24 protein-coding genes are annotated in these 26,114 nt (G+C 66.6%); 6 read left to right on the forward strand and 18 right to left on the reverse strand.

Annotation, left to right across the window (positions count from 1 at the left end; genetic code table 11):
* Positions 1–2: 2 nt before the first annotated feature.
* The 7 genes from ubiB to GQ56_RS0124280 all read right to left on the reverse strand — a co-directional run bounded on the left by ubiB (position 3) and on the right by GQ56_RS0124280 (position 9,205).
* Positions 3–1,580 carry a ubiquinone biosynthesis regulatory protein kinase UbiB gene (gene ubiB / locus GQ56_RS0124250; RefSeq protein ID WP_031401106.1) on the reverse strand — a complete coding sequence of 526 codons (1,578 nt, stop codon included), beginning with the start codon at positions 1,578–1,580 and terminating at the stop codon, positions 3–5.
* A gap of 12 nt (positions 1,581–1,592) precedes the next feature.
* Positions 1,593–2,219, reverse strand: coding sequence for a ubiquinone biosynthesis accessory factor UbiJ (locus tag GQ56_RS0124255; RefSeq protein ID WP_031401107.1), 627 nt, complete (start codon positions 2,217–2,219; stop codon positions 1,593–1,595).
* Between the two features lie 164 nt (positions 2,220–2,383).
* Positions 2,384–3,415, reverse strand: a complete 1,032-nt coding sequence (locus GQ56_RS0124260; RefSeq protein WP_031401108.1) for a Tim44 domain-containing protein — start codon at positions 3,413–3,415, stop codon at positions 2,384–2,386.
* Between the two features lie 41 nt (positions 3,416–3,456).
* Positions 3,457–4,188: a bifunctional demethylmenaquinone methyltransferase/2-methoxy-6-polyprenyl-1,4-benzoquinol methylase UbiE gene (gene ubiE, locus GQ56_RS0124265; protein WP_031401109.1), complete on the reverse strand. Its 732-nt coding sequence runs from the start codon at positions 4,186–4,188 to the stop codon at positions 3,457–3,459.
* A 52-nt stretch (positions 4,189–4,240) separates the two neighbouring features.
* Entirely contained in the window at positions 4,241–4,654 is a 414-nt protein-coding gene (locus GQ56_RS0124270) for a gamma-butyrobetaine hydroxylase-like domain-containing protein (protein WP_031401110.1), read from the reverse strand.
* Positions 4,651–5,094, reverse strand: coding sequence for an HIT family protein (locus GQ56_RS0124275; protein WP_031401111.1), 444 nt, complete (start codon positions 5,092–5,094; stop codon positions 4,651–4,653). Before GQ56_RS0124275 ends, GQ56_RS0124270 begins: the two co-directional genes overlap by 4 nt.
* A gap of 85 nt (positions 5,095–5,179) precedes the next feature.
* Positions 5,180–9,205, reverse strand: coding sequence for a DUF3683 domain-containing protein (locus tag GQ56_RS0124280; protein ID WP_031401112.1), 4,026 nt, complete (start codon positions 9,203–9,205; stop codon positions 5,180–5,182).
* A gap of 575 nt (positions 9,206–9,780) precedes the next feature.
* Here GQ56_RS0124280 and ilvA point away from each other — a divergent pair.
* Together ilvA and queF are read left to right on the forward strand one after the other, a co-directional pair.
* On the forward strand, positions 9,781–11,304 hold the full coding sequence (ilvA, locus tag GQ56_RS0124285) for a threonine ammonia-lyase, biosynthetic (RefSeq protein ID WP_031401113.1): 1,524 nt from the start codon (positions 9,781–9,783) through the stop codon (positions 11,302–11,304).
* Positions 11,305–11,314: 10 nt separating this feature from the next.
* On the forward strand, positions 11,315–12,139 hold the full coding sequence (gene queF / locus GQ56_RS0124290; RefSeq protein ID WP_031401114.1) for an NADPH-dependent 7-cyano-7-deazaguanine reductase QueF: 825 nt from the start codon (positions 11,315–11,317) through the stop codon (positions 12,137–12,139).
* A 132-nt stretch (positions 12,140–12,271) separates the two neighbouring features.
* Here queF and GQ56_RS44640 read toward each other — a convergent pair whose 3' ends face one another.
* The 6 genes from GQ56_RS44640 to GQ56_RS0124310 all read right to left on the reverse strand — a co-directional run bounded on the left by GQ56_RS44640 (position 12,272) and on the right by GQ56_RS0124310 (position 16,978).
* A complete protein-coding gene (locus GQ56_RS44640; RefSeq protein WP_152601837.1) occupies positions 12,272–12,529 on the reverse strand; it encodes a hypothetical protein in 258 nt (85 codons plus the stop codon).
* 173 nt (positions 12,530–12,702) lie between these two features.
* Positions 12,703–13,305, reverse strand: coding sequence for a peptidoglycan recognition protein family protein (locus GQ56_RS41805; protein ID WP_075123005.1), 603 nt, complete (start codon positions 13,303–13,305; stop codon positions 12,703–12,705).
* A gap of 240 nt (positions 13,306–13,545) precedes the next feature.
* A complete protein-coding gene (locus GQ56_RS46640) occupies positions 13,546–13,740 on the reverse strand; it encodes a DUF1493 family protein (RefSeq protein WP_235212749.1) in 195 nt (64 codons plus the stop codon).
* Between the two features lie 304 nt (positions 13,741–14,044).
* The gene (locus GQ56_RS0124300; protein WP_006751946.1) at positions 14,045–14,431 is read right to left on the reverse strand and encodes a RidA family protein; all 387 of its coding nucleotides are present in this window, start codon (positions 14,429–14,431) and stop codon (positions 14,045–14,047) included.
* Positions 14,432–14,555: 124 nt separating this feature from the next.
* Positions 14,556–16,037 carry an N-acyl-D-amino-acid deacylase family protein gene (locus tag GQ56_RS0124305; RefSeq protein WP_031401115.1) on the reverse strand — a complete coding sequence of 494 codons (1,482 nt, stop codon included), beginning with the start codon at positions 16,035–16,037 and terminating at the stop codon, positions 14,556–14,558.
* A gap of 2 nt (positions 16,038–16,039) precedes the next feature.
* Positions 16,040–16,978, reverse strand: coding sequence for a MurR/RpiR family transcriptional regulator (locus GQ56_RS0124310; protein ID WP_031401116.1), 939 nt, complete (start codon positions 16,976–16,978; stop codon positions 16,040–16,042).
* A 119-nt stretch (positions 16,979–17,097) separates the two neighbouring features.
* On the opposite strand from GQ56_RS0124310, the gene GQ56_RS0124315 reads away from it, so the two are divergent.
* Positions 17,098–18,378, forward strand: coding sequence for an amino acid deaminase (locus GQ56_RS0124315; protein WP_031401117.1), 1,281 nt, complete (start codon positions 17,098–17,100; stop codon positions 18,376–18,378).
* 154 nt (positions 18,379–18,532) lie between these two features.
* A complete protein-coding gene (locus GQ56_RS0124320) occupies positions 18,533–19,114 on the forward strand; it encodes a DJ-1/PfpI family protein (RefSeq protein ID WP_031401118.1) in 582 nt (193 codons plus the stop codon).
* A 60-nt stretch (positions 19,115–19,174) separates the two neighbouring features.
* Here the strand turns inward: GQ56_RS0124320 and GQ56_RS0124325 are convergent, their stop codons facing one another.
* Both GQ56_RS0124325 and GQ56_RS0124330 read right to left on the reverse strand, forming a co-directional pair.
* Positions 19,175–19,621 (reverse strand): MarR family winged helix-turn-helix transcriptional regulator, encoded by a 447-nt coding sequence (locus tag GQ56_RS0124325; RefSeq protein ID WP_031401119.1) that lies wholly within the window; start codon positions 19,619–19,621, stop codon positions 19,175–19,177.
* Positions 19,622–19,664: 43 nt separating this feature from the next.
* Positions 19,665–21,260 (reverse strand): MDR family MFS transporter, encoded by a 1,596-nt coding sequence (locus GQ56_RS0124330; RefSeq protein WP_031401120.1) that lies wholly within the window; start codon positions 21,258–21,260, stop codon positions 19,665–19,667.
* Positions 21,261–21,355: 95 nt separating this feature from the next.
* On the opposite strand from GQ56_RS0124330, the gene GQ56_RS0124335 reads away from it, so the two are divergent.
* Positions 21,356–22,198, forward strand: coding sequence for an EcsC family protein (locus GQ56_RS0124335; RefSeq protein ID WP_031401121.1), 843 nt, complete (start codon positions 21,356–21,358; stop codon positions 22,196–22,198).
* On the opposite strand, the gene GQ56_RS0124340 is transcribed toward GQ56_RS0124335, so the two are convergent.
* Positions 22,168–23,130 (reverse strand): alpha/beta hydrolase, encoded by a 963-nt coding sequence (locus GQ56_RS0124340; protein WP_031401122.1) that lies wholly within the window; start codon positions 23,128–23,130, stop codon positions 22,168–22,170. The genes GQ56_RS0124335 and GQ56_RS0124340 overlap by 31 nt on opposite strands.
* An 89-nt stretch (positions 23,131–23,219) precedes the next feature.
* Positions 23,220–23,654 (reverse strand): CHRD domain-containing protein, encoded by a 435-nt coding sequence (locus GQ56_RS0124345; RefSeq protein ID WP_031401123.1) that lies wholly within the window; start codon positions 23,652–23,654, stop codon positions 23,220–23,222.
* A gap of 598 nt (positions 23,655–24,252) precedes the next feature.
* Between GQ56_RS0124345 and GQ56_RS0124350 the strand changes: the two genes are divergently transcribed.
* Entirely contained in the window at positions 24,253–25,218 is a 966-nt protein-coding gene (locus tag GQ56_RS0124350; RefSeq protein WP_152601839.1) for a hypothetical protein, read from the forward strand.
* 21 nt (positions 25,219–25,239) lie between these two features.
* On the opposite strand, the gene GQ56_RS0124355 is transcribed toward GQ56_RS0124350, so the two are convergent.
* A complete protein-coding gene (locus GQ56_RS0124355) occupies positions 25,240–26,013 on the reverse strand; it encodes a class II aldolase/adducin family protein (protein WP_031401125.1) in 774 nt (257 codons plus the stop codon).
* Between the last annotated feature and the right edge of the window lie 101 nt (positions 26,014–26,114).

Here is a 26,114-nt window from a genome sequence, read left to right on the forward strand (position 1 = left end):
GGTCATGTGCCGTATGCAAGCACGATCAGCACGCGCGCGACGAGCGCGCCGACGCCAACGGCGAGGCCGAAGATCAGCAACGCCTGCAGCAGGCGGTTCGTCCGTTTCTGCTCGACCAGGATCTGGCGCATCAGGTCCTCGCTCGCCGCGCGCGGCGCGTCGTGGCGCGCCGCTATCGCGTGATGGATCAGGCGCGGCAACTGCGGCAGCGTCTTGCTCCACTGCGGCGCCTCGACCTTGAAGCGCTCGTACCAGCCGCGCAGGCCGATCTGCTCGGTCATCCAGCGCTCGAGGTAGGGCTTCGCGGTCTTCCACAGATCGAGTTCGGGGTCGAGCGAGCGGCCGAGACCCTCGACGTTCAGCATCGTCTTCTGCAGCAGCACGAGTTGCGGCTGAATCTCGACGTTGAAGCGGCGCGACGTCGAGAACAGGCGCATCAGCACCTGGCCGAGCGAGATGTCCTTCAGCGCACGGTCGAAATACGGCTCGCACACCGCGCGAATCGCGCTTTCGAGTTCCTCGACGCGCGTCTCGGGCGGTACCCAGCCCGATTCGAGGTGGAGCGTCGCGACACGATGGTAGTCGCGCTTGAAGAACGCGAGGAAGTTCTGCGCGAGGTAGTTCTTGTCGAAATCGGACAGCGCGCCGACGATCCCGAAATCGAGTGCGATGTAGCGGCCGAACGTGTTCGGGTCGAGGCTCACCTGGATGTTGCCGGGATGCATGTCCGCGTGGAAGAAGCCGTCGCGGAACACCTGCGTGAAGAAGATCTCGACGCCTTCGCGCGCGAGCTTCTTGATGTCGACGCCGGCCGAGCGCAGCGTCTCGACCTGGCTGATCGGCACGCCGGTCATGCGCTCCATCACGAGCACCTGCGACGTCGAGAAATCCCAGAACATCTCGGGCACGAGCAGCAGGTCGAGGCCCGCGAAGTTGCGGCGCAGCTGGCTGCCGTTGGCGGCCTCGCGCATCAGGTCGAGCTCGTCGTGCAGGTACTTGTCGAATTCGGCCACGACCTCGCGTGGCTTCAGGCGCCGGCCGTCGGCCCACATCCGCTCAGTCCACGTCGCGATGTCGCGCATCAGCGCGAGATCGGAGTCGATCACCGGCAGCATGTTCGGGCGCAGCACCTTGACCGCGACGGCCTTGCCCGCGTGCGGGCCCTGCTTGAGCTTCGCGAAATGCACCTGCGCGATCGACGCGCTCGCGATCGGCTCGCGCTCGAATTCGTCGAACAGCTCGTCGACCGGTGCGCCGAGCGATTTCTCGATGATCCCGATCGCCACGGCCGATTCGAACGGCGGCACCTGGTCCTGAAGCTTCGCGAGTTCGTTCGCGAAATCGACCGACAGCAGGTCGCGGCGCGTCGACAGCACCTGGCCGAACTTCACGAAGATCGGGCCGAGGCTTTCGAGCGCGTGGCGCAACCGCACGGCCGGCGGATCGGAAAAACGGCGGCCGATCGTCGTGATGCGCAGCAGCAGCTTCACGCGCCGGTCGTCGATCCGGGACAGCATCACTTCGTCGAGACCAAAGCGGATGACGGTGTAGACAATCTTGATGAAACGGAAAATGCGCATGCCCTGCGGCCCTCAGTGCGCGCCGCGCGAGCCGGAGCCCGCGCGCGCGCCGATTTTTTGTTCGAGTCGCTCGACCCGCTTTTCGACCCGCGCGAGCGCATCGCGCGCGCGCGCCAGTTCGGCGTCGAAGCCGCCGAGCGACGCGCGCCGGACGACTTGCGGGTTCTCGTCGAGCCAGTATTCGACGACGGAATCGAGCACGTTGCGGCCGGTACGTCGCGCGCGCGCGCCGGCATCGCGCACGACGGTCGCGATCCGGTATGCCGCCGCGTCGCCCACCAGCTTCGCGAGATCTTCTTCGGGTTCCCAGCGCAAATGCTCGGCCAGCTTTGCGATCTGCGTCGCGAACTCGGCGTCGCCCTCGATCTTCACGTGCTTCATCACCGCCGCCTGGCCGCCCTGCAGAAACGCGGCGACCGTGTCGCCCGCAAGCGCGATCGACACGTCGACCTGTTGCGCGTCATGCGCGTCGACGGCCGCGAGATAGCCGTCGGGCTGCACCAGCAGCGTGAGCGTAACGGGAGGCACGTCGATCCGGGCAGTCTTGCCCGCATAGGGAATCAGGCGGTCGCGCGCCCACGATTCGCGGGCGAGCAGGTGATTGACGGCAGCAGCAAAAGGCTTGGCGGCAAAGGTCATCGGGCTGGGAAAGAAAAAACCCGCACAGGCCGGGCGCCCACGCGGGTTTCTATTGTAACGTCGGATCGTCGGTAGACCGTGCCTGACCGTACACCCGGGTGGCAAGCTGTCGCAGTGCGGCGGCCGTCGCCCGGGTGAGCGGCGGCGCGAACCGCCGCTTACGCTCAGTGCGTGCTGATCTGCTGGATGCCCGCGAGCAGCCAGCCCTGACTGCCCGACTTCGACAGGTTCCACACTTCGTCGAACGGCGCGGCCGACGCATTCGCCGATTCGCGGATCAGGCCGTGGAAACGTACGCTCGCCGACTGCTCGATGCCGCGGTCCTCGATCGCGACCAGTTCCGCTTCGAGCTGCACGACGTCGGTCTGGTTCGATTCGGCGCCGCGCGAATCGAGGTCGATCTTGATCTCGGCGAACATTTCGGGCGTCGTGAACTCGCGGATGTCGGTCAGGTTGCCCTGGTCCCATGCGGCCTGCAGGCGCACGAAATACACCTTCGCGCTGCGCAGGAACGCCTCGGTGTCGAAGCCGGCCGGCACCTGGAGCGGCGCTGCCGCAGCAGCAGCCGCGCCGGCGGCAGCGGCACCGCCGCCGAACACGCCTTGCGCCTCGTTCGCGTAGCTGCTGCCGCTGCCCGCGTAGTTGCCGCCGGTGCCGCCCTGCTGGAGCGACGAGCCTTGCGAATAGCTGCCCGACGACGATGCCGAGCCGCCGACCGAGTAAGCCGGCTCCTGCGGACGACGGCGATTCATGAACTTGCGGACCAGCCAGATGCCGACCATCGCGAGCAGCGCGATCACGATGATGTTCGACATCATGCCGGCGAACGCCTCGCCGAGGCCGAAGTGCGACAGCAGCGCCGCGATGCCGAGACCGGCCGCGAGGCCGGCGATCGGCCCGAGCCAGCGCGAGCGGTTGGGCTGAGCGGCCGGTGCGGGTGCGGCCGGATTCGCACGCTGCGCCTGCGACGGCGCGGCCTGCTGCATCGGCTGCTGCGCGGGCGGCGTGGCCTGGCGCTGCGTAACCGTGGAATTCTGGCGGCCGATGCTGCGCCCGCCGCCCACGCGCTTGGCTTCGGCGTCGAGCGATGCGAACGTGCCGGCCGTGAGCAGGCCGACCATCAGCAACGTGCCGACCCGTCGAGCCCACGGCTTCGACGGCTTGCTACGGTTGAACAACGAACGCGTTTCGGACATCAGCTTCTCCAGATGTAAGACAAATGTATGGAAAGAACCCCTTAGTACTTGGTTCCGAGGTGTAAAGCTACCACGCCACCTGACAAATTGTAATATTTGACGGCGTCGAGGCCCGCTTGTTCCATCATCGTCTTCAGCGTGTCCTGATCGGGGTGCATCCGGATAGATTCAGCAAGATACCGGTAACTTTCAGCATCTTTCGCGAACTTGTCGCCAAGCCACGGTAATACTTTGAAAGAATACAGATCGTACGCTTTTTTCAGCGGATCCCAGACTTTCGAGAATTCCAGCACCATCACGCGGCCGCCGGGCTTCGTCACGCGGCGCATTTCGGCCAGCGCGGCATCCTTGTGCGTCATGTTGCGCAGCCCGAACGCAACCGTGACGATGTCGAAGTAGTTGTCCGGAAAGGGAATTTTCTCGGCGTCGCACAGCAGCGACGGCGTCACGATCCCCTTGTCGATCAGCCGGTCGCGGCCGACGCGCAGCATCGATTCGTTGATGTCCGTGTGCCAGACCTCGCCCGTCGGCCCGGCCGCCTTCGCGAACGACCGGGTCAGGTCGCCGGTGCCGGCCGCGATGTCGAGCACCTTGAAGCCGGGGCGCACGTTCGCCTGCGCGATCGTGAACGCCTTCCACGCGCGGTGCATGCCCGCCGACATCAGGTCGTTCATCAGATCGTAGTTGCTCGCGACCGAATGGAACACCCCCGCCACTTTCTTCGCTTTTTCGTTTTCCTCGACGCTTTCGAAGCCGAAGTGGGTTTTGCTCATCGCGTTGATCCTCAGTAAATGGCAAGACGGCGCCGAACGGGCGCCGTCGATTTCAGTGGCAGTGGCCGTGCGACGCACTCGCCGCCGGCATCGGGGCGTCACGCTCGACGCCCGCCGCCTTCAATTTGTCGAAATAGTCGCGCCACAGCGCGTCCTGCTGCGTCGCCAGCTCGAACAGCAGGTCCCACGAATAGATGCCGGTCGAATGACCGTCGGAAAACGTTGGCTGCAGCGCGTAGTTGCCCACGCCCTCGAGCGCGGTGATCGTCACCTCGCGCTTGCCCGTCTGCAGCGTCTCCTGGTCGGGCCCGTGGCCGCGCACCTCGGCCGACGGCGAATAGACGCGCATCAGCTCGAACGGAATCCGGTAGCTGTCGCCGTTCGGGTACTGCAATTCGAGCACGCGCGACACCGCGTGCACGACGACGCCGGACGGAATCGGCGTCGTGGAAGTCAAACCGCTCATGGCTGCCTCGAATCGGTCAGGCGTTGAATTTCCTCGCGCACCGCATTGTGCAGCAGCGAGGCCTGCGCGGCGCGCGAGCGCAGCAGCGCCTCGGACACGCTGCGCTGGCGGGGCGCCCACACGGGCTGCGGAAAATGGGCGTCGTTCGAGAAGCGCGGAATCACGTGCCAGTGCACATGCGGCACCATGTTGCCGAGGCTCGCGAGATTCACCTTGTTCGGCTGCATCACGCGGCGCACGGCCCGCTCGACCGCATACACCACGCGCATCAGGTGTTCCCGCTCAGGCTCGCCGAGATCGGAGAATTCGGCCACGTGCGCGCCCCAGATCACCCGGCAGAAGCCAGGGTACTCGTGCTCGCCCGTCGCCAGGACGACACGCAGCGCGTCGTCCTGCCAGAGCACCTCGCCGCCGTCTTCACGGCAAAACACGCATTCCATCGTCGCTCCCATGTGGACGGGCGCCGGCGCGATTGCGCCGGCGCCCGCTCATCCCCAGCCCGGTCGGGCGGTCGTCATGCCCGCATTAGACCAGCACGCGCTCGATCCCGCCATGGTTCGCACGTGCGACATAGTCGGCCATCCAGTTCTCGCCGAGCACCTGGCGCGCGATCTCGACCACGATGTAGTCGGCCTCGAGGTTCGCGTCCTCGCCGTAGCGCGACAGGCCCTGCAGGCACGACGGGCAGCTCGTCAGGATCTTCACGTCCGGGCCGTTCGCGGCCGCGGCAACCGGCGCCGGCGCGTTGCCGGCCACGACCGGGATGCTGCGCAGCTTCGCGGCCCCCTTGCGGATCTCCTCTTCCTTGCGGAAGCGAACCTGCGTCGATATGTCCGGGCGCGTGACCGCGAGCGTGCCCGATTCGCCGCAGCAGCGCTCGTTCTTCTCGATCTTGTAGCCGTCCTTCTCCGCGCCCATCAGCTCGTTGACGAGCTTGACCGGGTCGATCGTCTTGATCGGCGTGTGGCACGGGTCGTGATACATGTAGCGCGTGCCCGTCACGCCATCGAGCTTCATCCCTTTCTCGAGCAGGAACTCGTGGATGTCGATGATCCGGCAGCCCGGGAAGATCTTGTCGAATTCATAGCCGGCGAGCTGGTCGTAGCAGGTACCGCACGACACGACCACCGTCTTGATGTCGAGGTAGTTCAGCGTGTTCGCGACCCGGTGGAACAGCACGCGGTTGTCGGTGACGATCTTCTCGGCCTTGTCGTACTGGCCCGAGCCGCGCTGCGGATAACCGCAGCACAGGTAGCCCGGCGGCAACACGGTCTGCACGCCGGCTTCCCACAGCATCGCCTGCGTCGCGAGGCCGACCTGCGAGAACAGGCGCTCGGAGCCGCAGCCCGGGAAGTAGAACACCGCCTCCGAATCGACGGTCGTCGATTTCGGGTTGCGGATGATCGGCACGATCTTGTTGTCCTCGATGTCGAGCAGCGCGCGCGCCGTCTTCTTCGGCAGGTTGCCCGGCATCTTCTTGTTGACGAAGTGGATCACCTGCTCGACCACGGGCGGCTTGCCGACCGTCGCCGGCGGGTGCTGCGTCTGCTTCGTCACGACCTTCTTCAGCATGTCGTTCGCGAAGCGCTGCACCTTGTAGCCGACGCCCATCATCGCGCCGCGCGCGAGGTTGATCGTCTGCGGGTTGGTCGCGTTCAGGAAGAACATGCCCGCCGCATTGCCGGCGTTGAACTTCTTCTTGCCCATCTTGCGCAACAGGTTGCGCATGTTCATCGTGACGTCGCCGAAGTCGATCTTCACCGGGCACGGCGTCGCGCACTTGTGGCACACCGTGCAGTGGTCGGCCACGTCGTTGAACTCGTCCCAGTGCTTGATCGACACGCCGCGGCGCGTCTGCTCCTCGTACAGGAACGCCTCGACCAGCAGCGAGGTCGCGAGGATCTTGTTGCGCGGGCTGTACAGCAGGTTCGCGCGCGGCACGTGGGTCGCGCACACCGGTTTGCACTTGCCGCAGCGCAGGCAGTCCTTCACCGAATCGGCGATCGCGCCGATGTCGGACTGCTTCATGATCAGCGATTCGTAGCCCATCAGGCCGAAGCTGGGCGTGTACGCGTTGCGAAGATCCGCGCCGTCGAGCAGCTTGCCCTTGTTGAAGCGGCCGTTCGGGTCGACACGGCGCTTGTACGCGCGGAATTCGGCGATCTCGTCGTCGGTCAGGAACTCGAGCTTCGTGATGCCGATGCCGTGCTCGCCGGAAATCACGCCGTCGAGCGAGCGCGCGAGCGTCATGATGCGCGCCACCGCCGCGTGCGCGTCCTGCAGCATCTCGTAGTTGTCGGAGTTGACCGGCAGGTTGGTGTGGACGTTGCCGTCGCCCGCGTGCATGTGCAGCGCGACGAACACGCGGCCGCGCAGCACGCGCTTGTGGATTGCCTGCGCCTCGTCGAGGATCTGCTTGAACGCGCCGCCGTTGAAGATCGCGCGCAGCTCCGCGCGGATCTCCTGCTTCCACGAGATGCGGACCGTGCGGTCCTGCGCGATGTGGAACACGGTCGCGCCCGGCTGCTCGTCGGCGCGGTCGGCGAATTTCTCGGCGAGCGCCTCGTAGCCGAGCTGGACGAGGTAGTGCTGCGCCTCGCGCAGCGGCTGGTCGAGCCGGTCGCGCACGAATTCCCAGCGCGCGCGCACGCGCTTGAGCAATTCCAGCGCCTGCTGCACGCGATCCTCGAGCAGCTCGGCGCTCGGGATCTCGTTCGCGTCGTCGGTCTTGCCGAGCGGCAGGTTGCCGCCGCGGAAGAACGCTTCGAGCGCGTCGACGAGCTGCAGCTTGTTCTTCAGCGACAGCTCGATGTTGATCCGCTCGATGCCGTCGGTGTACTCGCCCATCCGGTTCAGCGGGATGACGACGTCCTCGTTGATCTTGAACGCGTTCGTGTGCTTCGCGATCGCGGCCGTGCGGCTGCGATCGAGCCAGAAGCGCTTGCGCGCCTCCGCGCTGACCGCGACGAAGCCTTCGCCGCTCTTGCCGTTCGCCATCCGGATCACTTCGGAGGTGGCCTGCGCCACCGCGTCGGCATCGTCGCCGACGATGTCGCCGATCAGCACCATCTTCGGGAACGCGTTGCGCTTGCTCTTGGTCGCGTAGCCGACCGCGCGCAGGTAGCGCTCGTCGAGGTGCTCGAGGCCCGCGAGGATCGCGCCGCCCTGCTTCGACGTTTCGAACAGGTAATCCTTGATCTCGACGATGCTCGGGATCGCCTCGCGCGCCTGGCCGAAGAACTCGAGGCAGACGGTGCGCGTGTGCGCGGGCATCTTGTGCAGCACCCAGCGCGCGGACGTGATCAGCCCGTCGCAGCCTTCCTTCTGCACGCCCGGCAGGCCGGCGAGGAACTTGTCGGTCACGTCCTTGCCGAGCCCTTCCTTGCGGAACCGGCGGCCTTCGATCTCGAGCATCTCGGTGCGCAGCAGCTTCTCGCCCGGCGCGCACGCGCCGTCGAACCACTTCAGCTCGAAACGCGCGACCGCGATGTCGTGGATCTTGCCCTGATTGTGCTCGTGGCGCGTGACTTCGAGCCAGTTGCCGTCCGGATCGACCATCCGCCACCAGGCCAGGTTGTCCAGCGCGGTGCCCCACAGCACGGCCTTCTTGCCGCCCGCGTTCATCGCGACGTTGCCGCCGATGCACGACGCGTCGAGCGAGGTCGGATCGACCGCGAACACGTAGCCGGCCGCTTCGGCCGCCTCGGTCACGCGGCGCGTGACGACGCCCGCGCCGGAGAAGATCGTCGGCACCTTGTGCGCGACGCCGGGCAGCTCGGTCAGCTCGACCGCGCCGAGCTGTTCGAGCTTCTCGGTATTGATCACCGCGGAAAACGGCGTCAGCGGCACCGCGCCGCCCGTGTAGCCGGTACCGCCGCCACGCGGGATCACGGTCAGGCCGAGTTCGAAGCAGGCCTTGATCAGCGCCGCGATCTCGGCTTCGGTATCGGGCGTCAGCACGACGAAAGGATATTCGACGCGCCAGTCGGTTGCGTCGGTCACGTGCGACACGCGCGACAGCCCGTCGAAGCGGATGTTGTCCTTCTGCGTGCAGCGGCCGAGCGCCTTGGTCGCGCGGCGGCGCAGGTCGGCCATCTTCTCGAATTCGTCGGCGAAATCGTCGACCGCGCGCTGCGCGGCGGTTTCGAGCATCTCGACGCGCAGCGCGCGCTCGCGACCCGCGTCGTCCCGATGTTCGGACAGATCGGTGTTGCGGCGCTTGCCGATCTCGGTCAGGCGGTGATTCAGCGCCTCGATCAGCAGCGCGCGGCGCTTCGGGTTGTCGAGCAGGTCGTCCTGCAGGTACGGATTGCGGCGCACGACCCAGATGTCGCCGAGCACTTCATACAGCATCCGTGCCGAGCGTCCCGTACGGCGCTCGGCGCGCAATTCGTCGAGCACCGACCACGCCTCCGCGCCGAGCAGGCGGATCACGATCTCGCGATCGGAAAAGGACGTGTAGTTGTAGGGAATCTCGCGCAAGCGGGGCGCGGGGTCGGCGGCGACGGCGGCGGCCGCGCCATGCGGATCGAAAACTTGTGGTGCGTTCATGTTCGGACGACTCGGAAGGCCGATACACCGTGCACGGGCGTCGGCAAGCGCGTGGGCGCAATCTTGGGGAAATCTGTTCTGTTACCAGGCGCTCGGCTGTCCTTCTTGGGGCCGGAGCGGGCGACTCGCCCCTCCTGGCCGGCGACAGGGCCTGGCGGCACTCGGAACCATCAGCACGATCGCGCGCGGCGCGCATGCCGTTCCGCCGCGGGGGTGGCTGCGCGCGGCGTCGGCTTCAACTGGGCGATCCGAGGGTGCCTCTGCATCTTCCGATCCTTGATTCAAAACGGAATTCTAACCCATGATCGGGCCATGCGTGGCACGTCGGACAGGTCGTGGGGCTATCGCCGCGAGCCGCGCCAGGCCTGGTTCGGCGCGGTTTCGTACGGCCATTCGCCGGCCGGCCGGTCGGTAACCGCGCGGTTAAACCGGTAAAAAAGGGCCGCCCGGCGGGCCGGCGCCCCGCTCGCGCGGCCCCGCGGCCGCGCGAGCGGGCATGCCGGTTGCGTGCGGACGGACCCTTGGCGCTATCATTGATCCTTTACCGTCTGCTTCCGCACTGCACGCGAGCGCCCATGGCATCCCACGATTACCTGAAGAAAATCCTTACCGCGCGCGTCTACGACGTCGCGATCGAGACGGAACTCGAACCCGCCCGCAACCTGTCGGCCCGGCTGCGCAATGCCGTGTACCTGAAGCGCGAGGACAACCAGCCGGTGTTCTCGTTCAAGCTGCGCGGCGCGTACAACAAGATGGCGCACATTCCGGCCGACGCGCTCGCGCGCGGCGTGATCACGGCGTCGGCCGGCAACCACGCGCAAGGAGTTGCGTTCTCGGCGGCCCGGATGGGCGTCAAGGCCGTGATCGTCGTGCCGGTCACGACGCCGCAGGTGAAGGTCGATGCGGTGCGCGCGCACGGCGGCCCGAGCGTCGAGGTGATCCAGGCGGGCGAATCGTACAGCGACGCGTACGCGCACGCGGTCAAGGTGCAGGAATCGCGCGGCCTCACGTTCGTCCACCCGTTCGACGATCCGTACGTGATCGCCGGCCAGGGCACGATCGCCATGGAGATCCTGCGCCAGCACCAGGGCCCGATCCACGCGATCTTCGTGCCGATCGGCGGCGGCGGGCTCGCGTCCGGCGTGGCCGCATACGTGAAGGCGGTACGGCCGGAGATCAAGGTGATCGGCGTGCAGGCCGAGGATTCGTGCGCGATGGCGCAATCGCTGGAAGCCGGCAAGCGCGTCGAACTGAGCGAAGTCGGCCTGTTCGCGGACGGCACCGCCGTGAAGCTGGTCGGCGAGGAAACCTTCCGGCTCTGCAGCGAGTACCTCGACGGCGTCGTGACGGTCAACACCGACGCCCTGTGCGCGGCGATCAAGGACGTCTTCCAGGACACGCGCAGCGTGCTCGAGCCGTCCGGCGCGCTTGCGGTCGCGGGCGCGAAGCTCTACGCGGAACGCGACGGGATCGAAAACCAGACGCTCGTCGCGGTCACGTCCGGCGCGAACATGAACTTCGACCGGATGCGCTTCGTCGCCGAACGCGCGGAAGTGGGCGAGGCGCGCGAAGCCGTGTTCGCCGTCACGATCCCCGAGGAGCGCGGCAGCTTCAAGCGCTTCTGCTCGCTCGTCGGCGATCGCAACGTCACCGAGTTCAACTACCGGATCGCCGATGCGCAGGCCGCGCACATCTTCGTCGGCGTGCAGATCCGCCGCCGCGGCGAATCGGCCGAGATCGCCGCGAACTTCGAGTCGCACGGTTTCAGGACCGCCGACCTGACGCACGACGAGCTGTCGAAGGAACACATCCGCTACATGGTCGGCGGCCACTCGCCGCTCGCGCACGACGAGCGCCTGTTCCGCTTCGAATTCCCGGAACGGCCGGGCGCGCTGATGAAGTTCCTGTCGTCGATGGCGCCGGACTGGAACATCAGCCTGTTCCACTACCGCAACCAGGGCGCGGACTACAGCTCGATCCTCGTCGGGCTGCAGGTGCCGCAGGCCGATCGCGCCGAATTCGAACGCTTCCTCGCGGCACTCGGCTATCCGTATGTCGAGGAAAGCGCCAACCCGGCTTACCGCCTCTTCCTGTCGTAAAGGCGTACGCATGAATCCCGAACACTCCCCGCTCGGCAAGGCCACCGTCTACGCCGCGCAATACGACGCATCGCTGCTGTTCCCGATCCCGCGCGCCGGCGCGCGCGACCAGCTCGGCATCGCGGCGGCGCTGCCGTTCTTCGGCACCGACATCTGGAACGCCTACGAGCTGTCGTGGCTCAACGCGCGCGGCAAGCCGCAGATCGCGGTGGCGACCTTCTACGTGCCGGCCGAATCGCCGAACATCGTCGAATCGAAGTCGTTCAAGCTGTATCTCGGCTCGTTCGCGCAGACGAAGTTCGACTCGATCGACGCGGTGCGCGACACGCTGAAGCGCGACGTGTCGGCCGCGTGCGGCGCGACCGTGTCCGTGCAGCTCGTGTCGCCGCACGATTTCGGCAAGCTGGAGATGGACGAGCTCGACGGGCTGTCGCTCGACCGGCTCGACCTCGACACCGACGTGTACGAACCCGATCCGTCGCTGCTGTCGGCGGCCGAGGACGAAGCGCCGGTCGAGGAGACGCTCGTGTCCGACCTGCTGCGCTCGAACTGCCCGGTCACCGGCCAGCCCGACTGGGGCAGTGTGCAGATCCATTATGTCGGGCCGCAGATCGATCATGCCGGCCTGCTGCGCTACATCATCTCGTTCCGCAACCACACGGGCTTTCACGAGCAGTGCGTCGAGCGGATCTTCCTCGACATCCTGCATGCGTGCAAACCGGTGAAGCTCGCGGTGTATGCGCGCTACACGCGCCGCGGCGGGCTCGACATCAACCCGTTCCGCACCAACTACAACCAGCCGATGCCCGACAACGCGCGCAACGCGCGGCAGTGACGGCGATGGGTGGCCGCTGCCGTTCGCCATTGGCAACGCGCGGCCGCCACCCCGGACAGGACAGTAAACGAATGATTCGGGCGGGTATTTTGCGGCCCGCCAACACCGCATGCTTACGGAAGAAGCGTCTTTCTAATTCGGCGCGAACACATCGGCTCGGCACTTCGGACAGTACAGGTAGATAGTTCGACCATCGGGCATCGAAATGAAGCCGCGTCTTGCTTGGTCTATCTGCCATTTCGCCGTGCCGCCCTCCGCGAGACGCGCCTTGCCTTCGGCATAGCAATTCGCTGCGTCGAGATCATGGCCGTATGTCCGTTCCGTTACGCGGCTCGCACGCTTGAAAAATGCGCTGACATCGACCCGCCTGAGAACGAACGTACGACACATGTCTGCCGTTTCGTCCCCGCTGATGTCAGCCGACCACGCACCGTTCGTCACGATTTCGACTGACTCTGGCCCGACAACGGGTACTGCCCCGCCGGGCGCCCCCCTATCGGACAGTCTGCCCGCAACCGCACTGTGGCTGAGGAACAGCGCCGAAATTAGAACTGCAATCCGAATCACCATTGCACCCTCGCCGCCTCCGTCCGGTTCTTCCGCGATACTGTCGGGTGGCGAAAAACATCTGCCATCGGAACGTTCAGCGTTACCGAAAGTTCGTGAACGAGCCATCGAAGCGAGTCATTCTGCGCCTCCGGTGCCGCGACGTAGGTTCGTCGATCAGGGTTGGGTTCATTGAGCGGTAGAGCTTCACCGACCAATTCCACGCCGATGCTGTCTGTATTGGAAGGGTAACGATCCGGGACCGACTTGCGCATCTCCCGCTGGTTTTCGCCACGCGGGTCAAAACGGCGGAGTTGCTTCAGTTCGACTGGCGTGCAGCGCATTTCGGCAACACGGCGCGCCTTGATTCGGCCAACGTGCCAAGTCTGCTTCTTCAAAGACGCCGTCTGGTAAATCGTTCCATCTTTTTCGATCAAGAAATGCGCGCCGTTAGCAGACGCATTCTGATAGCTATTGAGCGCAGAAGCCGCCGTTTGTCCACCCGTTTGATGGACGATAATCCCGCTGATCCGCTGCATCGCACCGCGCTCGATCTGAACTTTTCGGGGCCGCACTACGTGCGGACTAACAACCATCCCGTTGAAATCAATCGACAGCATCCAATACCTCACGGTTTGATTACGTCATATCGCAGCAAGCTTTCCGCCGCCCCGGTCGTGCTCGACCGCTCGCCGGGCGTTTCACGATAGCCCGGCCAGTCGCCCGGCATTCCATTTCCGTTCGAGCGCCGCGCGGTAAAGTATCGCCAACGTGATCGATTCCCGTTTGAGATCGTGCGGTTTCTGAAGCGCCCATTTCCGGAACAACGAATAGAGCCCCGCCTCGCCCTCCATCAGGAATTACTGGTGAAAATCGAAGTCGCCGGAATCGATGGAAAAGCGCTCAAAAAAATCACCCATGAAATCACTGGCTTCGTTACCGGCCAGGTCAAGGTCCTCAAAAAGCCTCGTGGCAGCGGATAGCGGCATCGATTTGCCAAGCCCTATCTCAGATCTGACGAAGTCCTCGATCTCGCCCGAACGCACGTTTTCCATCAAAACACCTTGCCCAGTGGTTTGAAAGGCGGTTGTACCTGATGATCGTGCCACGTACCCGCGCCGATCGCTGTCGCAGCCCGCCAGACAAGCGTGTCACGTGGCGCCCGATTGGAAAAATTTCGTTACGCACTGCAAAACTCTGGCGTGGTTCATACCTCGCTTCAACCCGTTTTTATCTGAACACCCTCCGTCCATCCGCTCGCCGATCGCTCTCGTCCACACATCGACTCTCCCATAACGCAACGAGGCCGGCGCACACCAACGCGCCAGCCTCGTCACACCACAATTCGCCCTCGCCGCGTTACTTCGCCGGCGCCTTGTACGCGATGCAATCGACCTCGACCTTGCAGTCGATGACCATGCTCGACTGCACGCACGCGCGTGCCGGCGGATGCTCGCCGAAGTACGACACGAACACCTTGTTGAACGACGCGAAATCGCGCGCGTCGTCGAGCCACACGCCGCAGCGCACGACGTGCTCGAGGCCGTAGCCGGCTTCCTTCAGGATCGCGATCACGTTCTCGATCGTCTGCTTCGACTGCGTGACGATGCCGCCTTCGACGACCTCGCCATTCACCATCGGCGTCTGGCCCGACACGTACAACCAGCCGTCGGCCTCGACCGCGCGCGCGAACGGCATCACCTGGCCGCCCGTCCCCTTCGCTTCGCCTACGCCATATCGCTTCATCGTTTCACTCCTTGTGGGTCGACCGGAGCCGGCGCGTCCGCGCCGGCTCCGGCCCATGCAACGCACGGTTGCGGATGCGCGCACCGACGACGGCGCGCGCGGCAGATCGGAACAACAACCGCGCTCAGAACGCGGCGTCGGCACTCGCCGGCACGCGCTCGCCGCGCGCGACGAAGCCGCCGGCGCGCTCGCCGGTCGGCTGGCCGTTCTCGTAGGTCAGTACGCCGTTCACCCACACGGCGTCGATCCCGTGCGCGGGCTGCTGCGGCTTCTCGAAGGTCGCGGCGTCGATCACGCGCGCCGGGTCGAACAGCACGAGGTCCGCGTGGAAGCCCACATGCACCTCGCCGCGCCGTGCGATGCCATAGCGACGCGCGGACAGCGACGTCATCTTGCGGATCGCCTCCTCGAGCGGCAGCAGGTTCGTGTCGCGCACGTAGTGGCCGAGCACGCGCGGGAACGCGCCCCACAGCCGCGGGTGCGGCAGCGGATCGTTCGGCAGGCCGTCGGAGCCGACCATCGTCGCGGGATGCGACAGGATCCGGCGCACATCCTCCTCGGACATGTTGTGGTACACCGCGCCCGCCGGGCGGATGCGCTGCGCGGCTTCCTGCTCGGTCACGCCCCAGTCGGCCGCGATCGCCTTCAGCAGCTTGCCCGCCACTTCCGGGTGCGGCTCCGACCACGTGATCGTGATGTCGATGTCGCCCGTCACCTGCTTCAGGTCGAGCGTCGACGAGCTGCGGCTGTACGGATAGCAGTCGCAGCCGACCGGCTGGTAGCGGCGCGCGCCTTCGAGCGACGCGAGCACTTCGGCGCTGCGCCCCCAGTTCGACGGGCCGGCGCACTTCAGGTGCGAGATCACGACCGGCACGCGCGCATGGCGGCCGACCTGGTAGGCCTCTTCCATCGCGTCGAGGATCGCGTCGAACTCGGTCCGCATGTGCGTCGTATACAGCGCGCCTGCGTTCGCGAGCGGCTCGGCGAGCGCCATCACCTCTTCGGTCGGCGCCGCGAACGCGGAGCCATACGCGAGGCCCGACGACAGGCCGAGCGCGCCGTTCGCGAGCGCCTCCTCGAGCTGTGCGCGCATCCCGGCGATCTCGCCGTCGGTCGCTGCGCGGTCGAGGCGGTCCATCTGGTTGTTGCGCAGCGCCGTATGGCCGACGAGCGCCGCGACGTTCACGGCCGGACGCGCGTCGTTCACGGCCGCGACGTAATCGGCGAAGGTCGGGTACTGGAACGCGCCGCGCTCGCCGAGCAGGTTCATCGGGTCGGGCGGATCGCCCGCGAGCGTCACCGGCGATGCGCTGATCCCGCAGTTGCCGACGATCACGGTCGTCACGCCCTGCGAGATCTTCGGCACCATCTGCGGCGCGCGGATCACGTGGGTATCGTCGTGCGTGTGCACGTCGACGAAGCCCGGCGCGAGCGCGCGCCCGTTCGCATCGACGACGTTCTCGGCAAGCCAGTTCGACAGGTTGCCGATCGCCGCGATCACGCCGTTGCGGATCGCGACGTCGCGCGTGACGGGCGGCGCGCCGGTACCGTCGTAAAGCTGCGCGCCGACGATCAGGGTATCGGCGGCTTCGGGATGCGAATGCATGGTCAGTCTCCTACCGGTTGACGGTCTCCGCCGCCGCGATGCGCATCGAGCGCGTGCTTGATGCGGCGCAGCGATTCTCGGCCCGCATCGCCGAGCCGCAATGCGACTCCGGTCACGAGCACGTCGATCGCCATCATCATCGCGTAGCGCGACGTCGACGGCTTGTAAATGAAATCGGTTTCGAACGCGACGACCGGGATCAGGTGGTCGGCCAGCTTCGCGAGCGGCGAGGCCGGCGCGGTGATCGCGATCAGCTTCGCGCCGTAGCGCTTCGCGAGCCGGCAGCTCTCGAGCAGCTCGGGCACGCGCCCGCTCACCGACAGCGCGACGACGACGGCGTCGCGCGACAGCGTCGCGGCCACCATGCGCTGCAGCACGCTGTCCTGGTAGCTCGCGACCGGCCGGCCGAAGCGCACGAGCCGGAAGCGCAGCTCGTCGGCAAGCGCGGTCGAGCCGCCGCCCTGCCCGTACACGTAGATCATCTTCGCGCCGGCGAGCAGGTCGGCCGCCGCGTCGAACGATGTGTTGCGCAGCAGCTGGTGGTTGTGCGCGAGCGCCAGGCGGATCTCGTCGTAGACCATCGACGCGGGGCTCGCATCCTGCGCGGGCGTATCGTCGGTGGGCACGAGAAAGCGCTGGCCGACCGCCGCCGCCTGCGCGACCAGCACCTTCAGTTCGCGCACGTCGCGGCAGCCGACGGCTTTCGCGAAACGCGTGACCGTCGCGACGCTGACCTCCGCGTCGCGCGCGAGCGCCCCGATGCTCGCATGCGCGGCGCGCGCCAGATCCGCGAGGATGAACGCGGCGACCTTGCGCTCGGCTTCGCGCAACTCGGGCGCGCATTCGGCGATCCGCGCGACGATGTCGAGGACCGGCGCGACCGCCGGAGCCGGATGGGGCTCGGTCGCGAGCGGAACGGTCGGAGTGGCGGACGTATTCATCTGTCGAAAAGGATGCGAAGCCTGATGTTACTAAATAACATCACCGCGCAGATGCTACTTTCTGTACCATCTGCGTGTCAACTTCAGTGCAATGCATAGTGATGATGGAGCGGGATGACATGAAAGTTACAAACTATCAGGAAGCGACGATCGACCCGTTCGGCAAGGGCCTCGGCAATCTGCCGAGCGCGAGCGTGCCGCTCGGCGAGGCAGGCCGGCTCGAGTGGAACCTGCTCGCGGAAGACGTCAGCCTGCCGGCCGCCGTGCTTTACGAGGACCGCATCGAACACAACCTGAACTGGATGCAGGAATTCGTCCGGAAGTACGGCGTGAAGTTCGCACCGCACGGCAAGACGACGATGGCGCCGCAACTGTTCCGCCGCCAGCTCGACGCCGGCGCCTGGGGCATCACGCTCGCCACCGCGCACCAGGCGCAGGCCGCGTATCACGGCGGCGTGCGGCGCGTGCTGCTCGCGAACCAGCTGGTCGGCCGCCAGAACATGACGATCATCGCCGGGCTGCTGTCCGATCCCGACTTCGAGTTCTTCTGTCTCGTCGATTCCGCCGACAGCGTCGACCAGCTCGGCCGCTTCTTCGGCGCCGCGAAGAAATCGCTGAACGTGCTGCTCGAGCTCGGCGTGCCGGGCGGCCGCGCGGGCGTGCGCGACGCCGCGCAGCGCGAGGCCGTGCTGGCCGCGATCGCGCGCTATCCGGACACGCTGAAGCTGGCCGGCATCGAACTCTACGAAGGCGTGCTGAAGGAGGAAGGCGAGATCCGCGCGTTCCTGCAGGAAGCCGTCGCGCTCACGCGCGAGCTGGCCGACGCGGGCCGCTTCGCGCGCACGCCGGCGATCCTGTCCGGCGCCGGCTCGGCGTGGTACGACGTGGTGGCCGAGGAATTCCGGAAGGCCTCCGACGCCGGCTTCGCGGAAGTCGTGCTGCGGCCGGGCTGCTATCTCACGCACGACGTCGGCATCTACAAGAAGGCGCAGACCGACGTGTTCGCGCGCAACCCGATCGCGCGCACGATGGGCGAAGGGCTGCTGCCCGCGCTGCAGCTGTGGGCGTACGTGCAGTCGGTGCCGGAAGCCGATCGTGCGATCGTGGCGCTCGGCAAGCGCGACGCGGCGTTCGACGCGGGGCTGCCCGAGCCGGCACGCCACTTCCGCCCGGGCCGCGACGATGCGCCGCGCGACGTCGCCGCGAGCGAAGGCTGGGCCGTCACCGGGATGATGGACCAGCACGCCTACCTGCAGATTCCGCCGGGCGCGGACGTGAAGGTCGGCGACATGGTCGCGTTCGACATCTCGCACCCGTGCCTGACGTTCGACAAGTGGCGCCAGCTGCTCGTGCTCGACCCGCAGTTCCGCGTGACGGAAGTCGTCGAAACGTTCTTCTGACGCACGCCGCGCCCACCGCCCCGCCGCTCGCGCGGGGCGACCGTCACGCACGCTTCAAGCGCCCGGAGTACACTGCGCTTTCGTCCTCGGGGCCCCTCGCGGCCGTTGCGCACGGCGCGAACGGGCCTTCAACGCTGCTTCACTGGAGAAAGCCATGGCCGCGAAGAAGATCCTGTTCCTGACCGGCGATTTCGCCGAAGACTACGAAACGATGGTGCCGTTCCAGGCGCTGCAGGCCGTCGGCCATCACGTCGATGCAGTCTGCCCGGGCAAGCGCGCGGGCGACAAGATCAAGACCGCGATCCACGATTTCGAGGGCGACCAGACCTACACCGAAAAGCCCGGCCACCAGTTCACGCTGAATGCGGCGTTCGACGACGTCGACGCATCGCGCTACGACGCGCTCGCCATCGCGGGCGGCCGCGCCCCCGAATACCTGCGACTCGATCCGAAGGTGATCTCGCTCGTGCGCGAGTTCGCCGAAGCCGGCAAGCCGATCGCCGCGATCTGCCACGCGGCGCAATTGCTCGCGGCCGCCGACGTGATCCGCGGCAAGCGCATCTCGGCCTACCCGGCCTGCGCGCCCGAAGTGAAGCTCGCGGGCGGCGAATATGCGGACATCCCGGTCGACGCGGCCGTGACCGACGCGCCGTTCGTCACCGCGCCCGCGTGGCCCGCGCATCCGGCCTGGCTCGCGCAGTTCCTCACGCTGCTGGGAACGCGCATCGAACTGTAAATCCGCGGGAAACCGATACGGGACGATACGGAGCAGGCGGCGGCGCCGACGCGCCGCGCGTCAGCGCGCGACCGGCTTCGAAGCGACGTCCGAGATCCGCGTTTCCAGCATCGCCAGCGCGCCCGACAACGCATTCAGCACGTCGTCCGGCAGTTGCGCCATCGTCTGTTCGAGAAACGCCTTGCGGCGCGGCAGGCACGCGTCGAATGCGACGCGGCCTTCGTCCGTCAGCGTCACGTTGGTCACGCGGTTGTCACGCGCGTCCGATTCGCGCTCGATCCAGCCGAGCGCGTCGAGCGACTTCAATTGGCGCGTGAGCGCGCCCGGATCGATGCGCAGCACTTCGACGAGCTTCTTCTGCGACGAATGCCCGCCCATCGTGTGCAGCGCGACCATGATGCGCCAGCGCGGCATCGGCTGCCCGACGTGCGCCTCGAAGGCGGTCATGAACGCGCGATACGTGCGTCCGAATTGCTGCAAGATCGCGACGCGGTCCTGTTCTTCCATGCGCTGAATTCGTTTCCGGTGAGTCGTTGAGTTGCCCGATCGGTCAGTCGGCCGCGACATGCGGTTCGATCTTGCGCCGCAGCGTGATCGGCGGCACACGGCGACACTGCCACACCGACACCACGGCGACGACGGCCGCCATCGCGACGCCCAGGTGAATCGCACCGACGAGCGATTCGCGGGCCGCTTCCAGCAGCAGCGCGCCATTATGCCCGGCACGCGTGAGCGCCTCGACGAGACCGCCCTGCGCCGCACGGTCGATCAGGATCTGCGGATCGGCGAGCTGCTCGTGCCACTGCATCGCGTGATCGGCCGTGAGCGCACTGCGCACGCCGCCCGAGTACATCTGGTTGACGAGCGTGCCGGTCAGCGCCGTGCCGATCATCCCGCCGACCATCCGCAGCGACTGCAGCAGCGCCGTCGCGATGCCGAGGTGCTCGCGGCCGGCCGCCTGCTGCGCGAACACGGTGAGGTTCGGCAGCACGAAGCCGAGCCCGATGCCGCCCGCGACCATCAGCGCCATCAGCATCCAGGCGGGCGTCGTGTGCGTCGACACGACGATGCCCGCGCACGCGATCGCGAACAGCACGAAGCCGACGTGCAGCATCGCATTCGGATTGCGGATCCGCGTGACCACACGGCCGTTCATGATGCTGCCGATCGTAATGAACACGACGAGCGGCGTGATCACGAGCCCCGCCTCCTTCGGCGACATGCCGAAGCCGCCCTGGAACAGCAGCGGCGCGTAGAACAGCAGCGAGAACATCGAGAAGCCGGCGAGGATCGCGAGCACGAACAGCGCCGACAGCGCGCGGTTGCCGAACATGTCGAACGGCAGAATCGGCTGCGCGCAGCGCTTCTCCCAGTGCCACAGGCCGATGCCGGCCGCGACCGCGATGACGAGCAGCAGCGACGCCCAGCTCGCGACACCGTACTTCGGCAGCCATTCGACGAAGAGTTGCAGCGCGCCGAGCGCCAGCGCGATCAGCAGCGCGCCCGGCCAGTCGAGCCGCATCTTGCGATCGTGCTCGACGTGGCGCAGGTGCGGCAGGTAGCGCCACACGAACAGCAGCGACAGCAGGCCGACCGGCAGGTTGACGTAGAACACCGAGCGCCAGCCGAACGACTGGGTCAGCACGCCGCCGAGCGACGGGCCGACCGCGTTCGCGATGCCGAACGCGGAGCTCATCAGCACCTGCCAGCGCAGCCGCACGACGGAATCGGGAAAGAGGTCGGGAATGCACGCGAACGCGGTGCCGACCAGCATCCCGCCGCCGATCCCCTGCAGCCCGCGCGCGAGCACGAGGGACAGCATGTCGTTGGCCATCCCGCATAGCACCGATGCACCGGTAAACACGATGATCGACACGATCACGAACGGCTTGCGGCCGTAATAGTCGCCGAGCCGGCCGAAGATCGGCACCGTGATCACGGAACTGAGCAGGTACGAGGTCGCGACCCACGCGTACAGGTCGAACCCCCGGAGCTCGGCGACGATGGTCGGCAGCGCGGTGCCGACGACCGTCTGGTCGAGCGCGACGAGCATGGTGACGAAAGAGATCCCGATCATCGCCAGCAGCGATTCGCGGAAGGGCAGGACTTGCCCGGTCGAATGGTGAGCGGCAGTATGGACGGCCATTTTTTGTTGATGCAACTTTTGACGTGTCAAACAATTTCAAAATTGTAGCATGGCGGAGTAATCTAGGCCGGCGACGGTCAATGCCAAGGAGAAAGATGGAACCGATTTCAATCACGCCCGCGACTGCGCTGTCGCAGGAGGATCGGGACGCGCTGCGGCGTGCGAAGCAGGTACTGGAAAGCCCGTCGCTGACGATGAAGCTGACGGGCATACTGGGCGCGCCGGTCGAGAAGATGATCGCGAAGCTGCCGGATTTCGCGACCGGCAAGATCAACGATGCGACGCAGCTCGCGCTGCGCAAGTGCCTGAACATCGCGCTGCGCACGCTCGGCAAGCCGCCGGCGCCGGATGCCGAGCCCGAGAAACCCAGCAACCTGCTGCACAAGCTCGCGGTCGCGACGACCGGTGCGGCGGGCGGCGCGTTCGGCTTTCTCGCGCTGCCGGTCGAGCTGCCGATAACGACCACGCTGATCTTCCGCTCGGTGTGCGACATCGCGCGCAGCGAGGGGGAAGACCTGACGTCGGTCGATACGCAGCTGCAATGCCTGGCCGTGCTCGGGATGGGCGGAAACCCGGACAAGCAGGAAGAGGACGCCGATCTCGGCTATTTCGTGCTGCGCGGCGCGCTTGCGCAGGCGATCTCGAAGGCGTCGTCCGACATCACGACGAAGGGTATCGCCGCGCACAGCTCGGCGGCCGTGTTCAAGCTCGTGCAGACGGTGGCGTCGCGCTTCTCGGTGCAGGTGACCGAGCAGATGGCCGCGAAGTCGATTCCGGCGATCGGGGCCGTGCTCGGTGCGACCGTCAACACGCTGTTCATCGACCACTTCCAGCAGATGGCGCACGGCCACTTCACCGTGCGACGGCTCGAGCGCCGGTACGGCCCGGCGGCCGTCAAGGCCGCCTATCAGGCAATCGACGCCTCGCCGGCGCGCTGAACCGCGCGTTCGACCGCAACGCGGCGCAGGAATGCGGCCGCGCGGTCGAGCGCGTCGCGCGCTTCGGGCACCATCGGTGCATACAGCTGCCATACGTGCGGCATGTCCGGCCACACCTCGATCTCCACCGCCACGCCGGCCGCCCTCGCCTTCTCGGCCACGCGACGCGAATCGTCGAGCAGCACCTCCGTGCTGCCGACCTGGATGTACAGCGGCGGCAGGCCCGCGAAATCCGCATAAAGCGGCGATGCGTACGGATTCGTCGCCGGCTCTTCGCCGAGATACAGCTTCGCGGCCTTCGGCAGCGCCGCGCCGGCGAACATCGGGTCGGCGCCGTCGTTGGTGCTCAGCGTCGCGCCGGTGGCCGCGAGATCGGTCCACGGCGAGAACAGGATCGCGCCGGCCGGCAGCGGCTCGCCGCGATCGCGCAGCGCGACGAGCGTCGCGAGTGCGAGGCCGCCGCCCGCCGAATCGCCGCCGAGCACGATCGATTCGGGCGGCGTGCCGAGCGCCAGCAATTGGCGGTACGCAGCCAGCGCATCGTCGAGCGCGGCCGGGAAACGGTTTTCAGGCGCGAGCCGGTAGTCGAGCGAGAACGAGCGCACGCCCGCGCGCTTCGTCAGGCCGAAGACGAGCGGCCGGTGGGTTCTCGTCGAACAGAAGTAATAGCCGCCGCCATGGAAGTACAGCAGCGTTCGGCCGGACTCGCGCGCCGCGCCCGCGTCGGCGCGCTCGAGCCATTCGCCGCGCAGCGGTGCGTCTCCCGCGCCGTAGCACTGGCGCAGCCGATAGCCCGACGGCGCACGGCGCGGCACGATCATCCGCAGGTCGGTAAAGCGCCGCGCGCGGGCGGGATCGAGCACCTCGCGCGTGGTCTCGGGACGGAACTGCCCGCGCAGCAGCCAGCAGGCGAACTTGCTTTGCCAACTCATCGGGCGCACTCCGGGATCACAGTGTGACGATGGTACGTGCGATCGTTCCCGCGCCGCTCGACAGGTGCCTCTATATCAAACGCCGTCGCTCAGTTCGCGGGCATCACCTGGCCGCGGATCTCGCCCGCCGGGTGCTCCTTCGTATGGACGTTGAAGTACCACTTGCCGCCCATCAGGTCGGTGACCTGCGCGTCGGTCAGCTCCTTCTCCCCCTTGATCGGGCTCGCCAGATCGTCCTTCGGAATCGGCACCTGCACGGCCGCGTTCTGGCCGACCGGCGCGGGCCCATGGAAATGCGCGGCGGTGGCCGGCCCCGTGAGGTGTTCGTATGTCACCGTCCATTGCAACATGTGCGTGGCCGTGTCGTAGGTGGCGTCGACAGCGCCCGAGCCCTTGGTCGCCGTCGGCGGCACTTCGCTCGACGGCTGCAGATTGGCGGACAGGCGCACCGTTTCGGCAGCGGCGCCGCCGGCGACCAGCACGCCCGCGAGTAACGCGACCTGGAGCAAACGCAGCTTGAGCATGGACTCTCCTTGTACGACGTTGTGCGCCGCCCGAACGGGGGCGCCATCCGTGATGGTAGTCGATCGCGGCCGATCCGGCAGGCCGTCGAACGGTCCTGCGGCGACACACGGCGCGCGGCCCGTCAGTCTGCGCCGGCGTGGAATGGACCTTTGCAGCCGGACGACTGAATCCGCGCGCGGCCTTTCGCTACACTTCGTCTCACAGTTGCTTGTTTCCTTCGTCCGAAGGAGTCTGCGAGTATTCACGCGGCCACCCGGCCGCGTTTTTTTTTGCATCGTCCGTCGCCCCGGCAAGCCTGCCCGCACACACCCTCGATCCGGATTTCCATTCCGGACAATACAAAGGATGCCGAATCGAATATCCGCTTGCGTGAACGTCGGCGGCGGCATCATTCCCGGGACGCAAACGATCCCGGGAATCGTTGCACTTCGATGACACAACCGGACTGTCGTGACAGTCACGACACGTAACCGGACGTTGTGCAAACATCCATCGACAGACCGCCGCGCTCACGAGAGAATAATCGGGTGCCATCGTGACTGGACCAAAAAAATCATGCCGACCTGTCACCCGAACCGCCCCTCCCGCATCCGGCCGATGCTGGCGGGCCTCTGCTCGATCGCCGCCCTTTACGCCGCACCGGTCCGCGCCCAGGAATTCTCGCTGCTCGCCGGCCCGCTCTGGGGCGGCGGCGATCGCACCTATGCCTGGGCGATGGACTATCAGGAAGGGTTGGGACGGTACGCCGCGGTCGGCTTTACCTGGTATAACGAGGGCCACATCCCGAACCATCATCGCGACGGCCAGTCGGTCCAGTTCTGGGGGCGCCTGCCGCTCGAGAACCGCCGCTTCGTGCTGTCGGCCGGCGTAGGCCCCTATCGTTACTTCGACACGGTGCCGGCGGTCGAGGGCCGCGGCTATTCGGATTCGCACGGCTGGGGCGTGCTGATGAGCGTGCGCGCCGCGTACTACACGTCGCATCGCTGGATCGCGCAGTTGCAGGTGAATCGCTCGCAGGTGTTCACCGGGCCCAATACGACCTCGGTGATGTTCGGCATCGGCTACCAGCTCGATGCGCCCGATACGCCGGGCCCGCGCGACACGCCGCTCGCGCGCACCGGCAAGGTCACGAACAACGAGATCACCGCGATGCTCGGCGAGACGATCCTCAACAGCCGCTCGTCGCCGTCGGCGCTCGGCGGCAGCCTCGAGTACCGGCGCGGCCTGACGCGCAGCATCGACTGGACCGCAACCTGGATGTACGAGGGCTCGAAACAGTCGATCCGCCGCAACGGGATCGCGTCCGAGCTGTGGCTCACGCGCGCGTTCCTGGACGACAAGGTCACGCTGGCGGCCGGTGCAGGCGCCTATTTCACGGTCGACCAGCGCAACCGGCGCGACCAGCCCGGGCCCGGCAACGGACGGTTCTCGGGCATCGTGTCGATCTCGGCCAGCTACCGCATTTCCGATCACTGGCTCACGCGCATCACGTGGAATCGCGTCGTCACACACTACAACCGCGATACCGACGTGATCCAGGCCGGCCTCGGCTACCGCTTCTAGCGGCGGCGCGGCCGCCCCGCGTCACGCGCGGTAGCCGGGATCGATGCGATCGACGATGCGCTGCAGTGCGTCGAACGCGTCCTGTCCCGCGCCATGCCTCGGATCGAAATTCAGCGAATCGCGCACGCACGCCTCGAGCACGGGCGGCGCGATCGGCAGCGCATCGCCGATCGCATGCGTGGCGACCTGCACCTCGCACGCACGGTTGAGCAGCCACATCAGCGAGAAGGTCTGCGCGAGCGTCGCGCCAATTGTGACCGGCCCGTGGTTGCGCAACAGCAGCACGGGCCGGCCGCCCGCGCTCTCGACGATGCGCCGCCCCTCCTCCAGATGCACGGTAATGCCCTCGAAGTCGTGATACGCGACCTTTCCGTACAACTGCGCCGAATAGAAATTCGAGAACGACAGCCCGTCGCGTGAACAGCACACGGCCATCGCGGGCGTTGTGTGCACGTGCATCACGCAGTGCGCGTCGGGCAACGCCGCATGGATCGCGCCGTGGAACGTGAAACCGGCCGGATTGACCGGCCAGTCGGAATGGCCGACCACGTTGCCGTCGATGTCGATCTTCACGAGGTTCGACGCGCACACCTCGCTGTAATGGAGCCCGAACGGGTTGATCAGGAAATGCCCGTCCTCGCCCGGCACGCGCAGCGAGATATGGTTGTAGATCAGCTCGGTCCAGCCGAGATGATCGAAGATCCGGTAGGCCGCCGCGAGCTGCACGCGCGCCTGCCATTCGGCTTCGGAGAAACGGGCAGGACGCGTGAACGGCTGGTTCGGTACACGTTGCATGGGGGAACTCCGGTTGCGGGTATGCGCGCCGCGCGTGGCGCTGCCGCCCGGCGGCAGCGTCGCACACGCCTTTATGGTTGCGCACACAACCATATCACCTT

The organism is Burkholderia paludis (assembly GCF_000732615.1).
Classification (GTDB): Bacteria; Pseudomonadota; Gammaproteobacteria; order Burkholderiales; family Burkholderiaceae; genus Burkholderia; species Burkholderia paludis.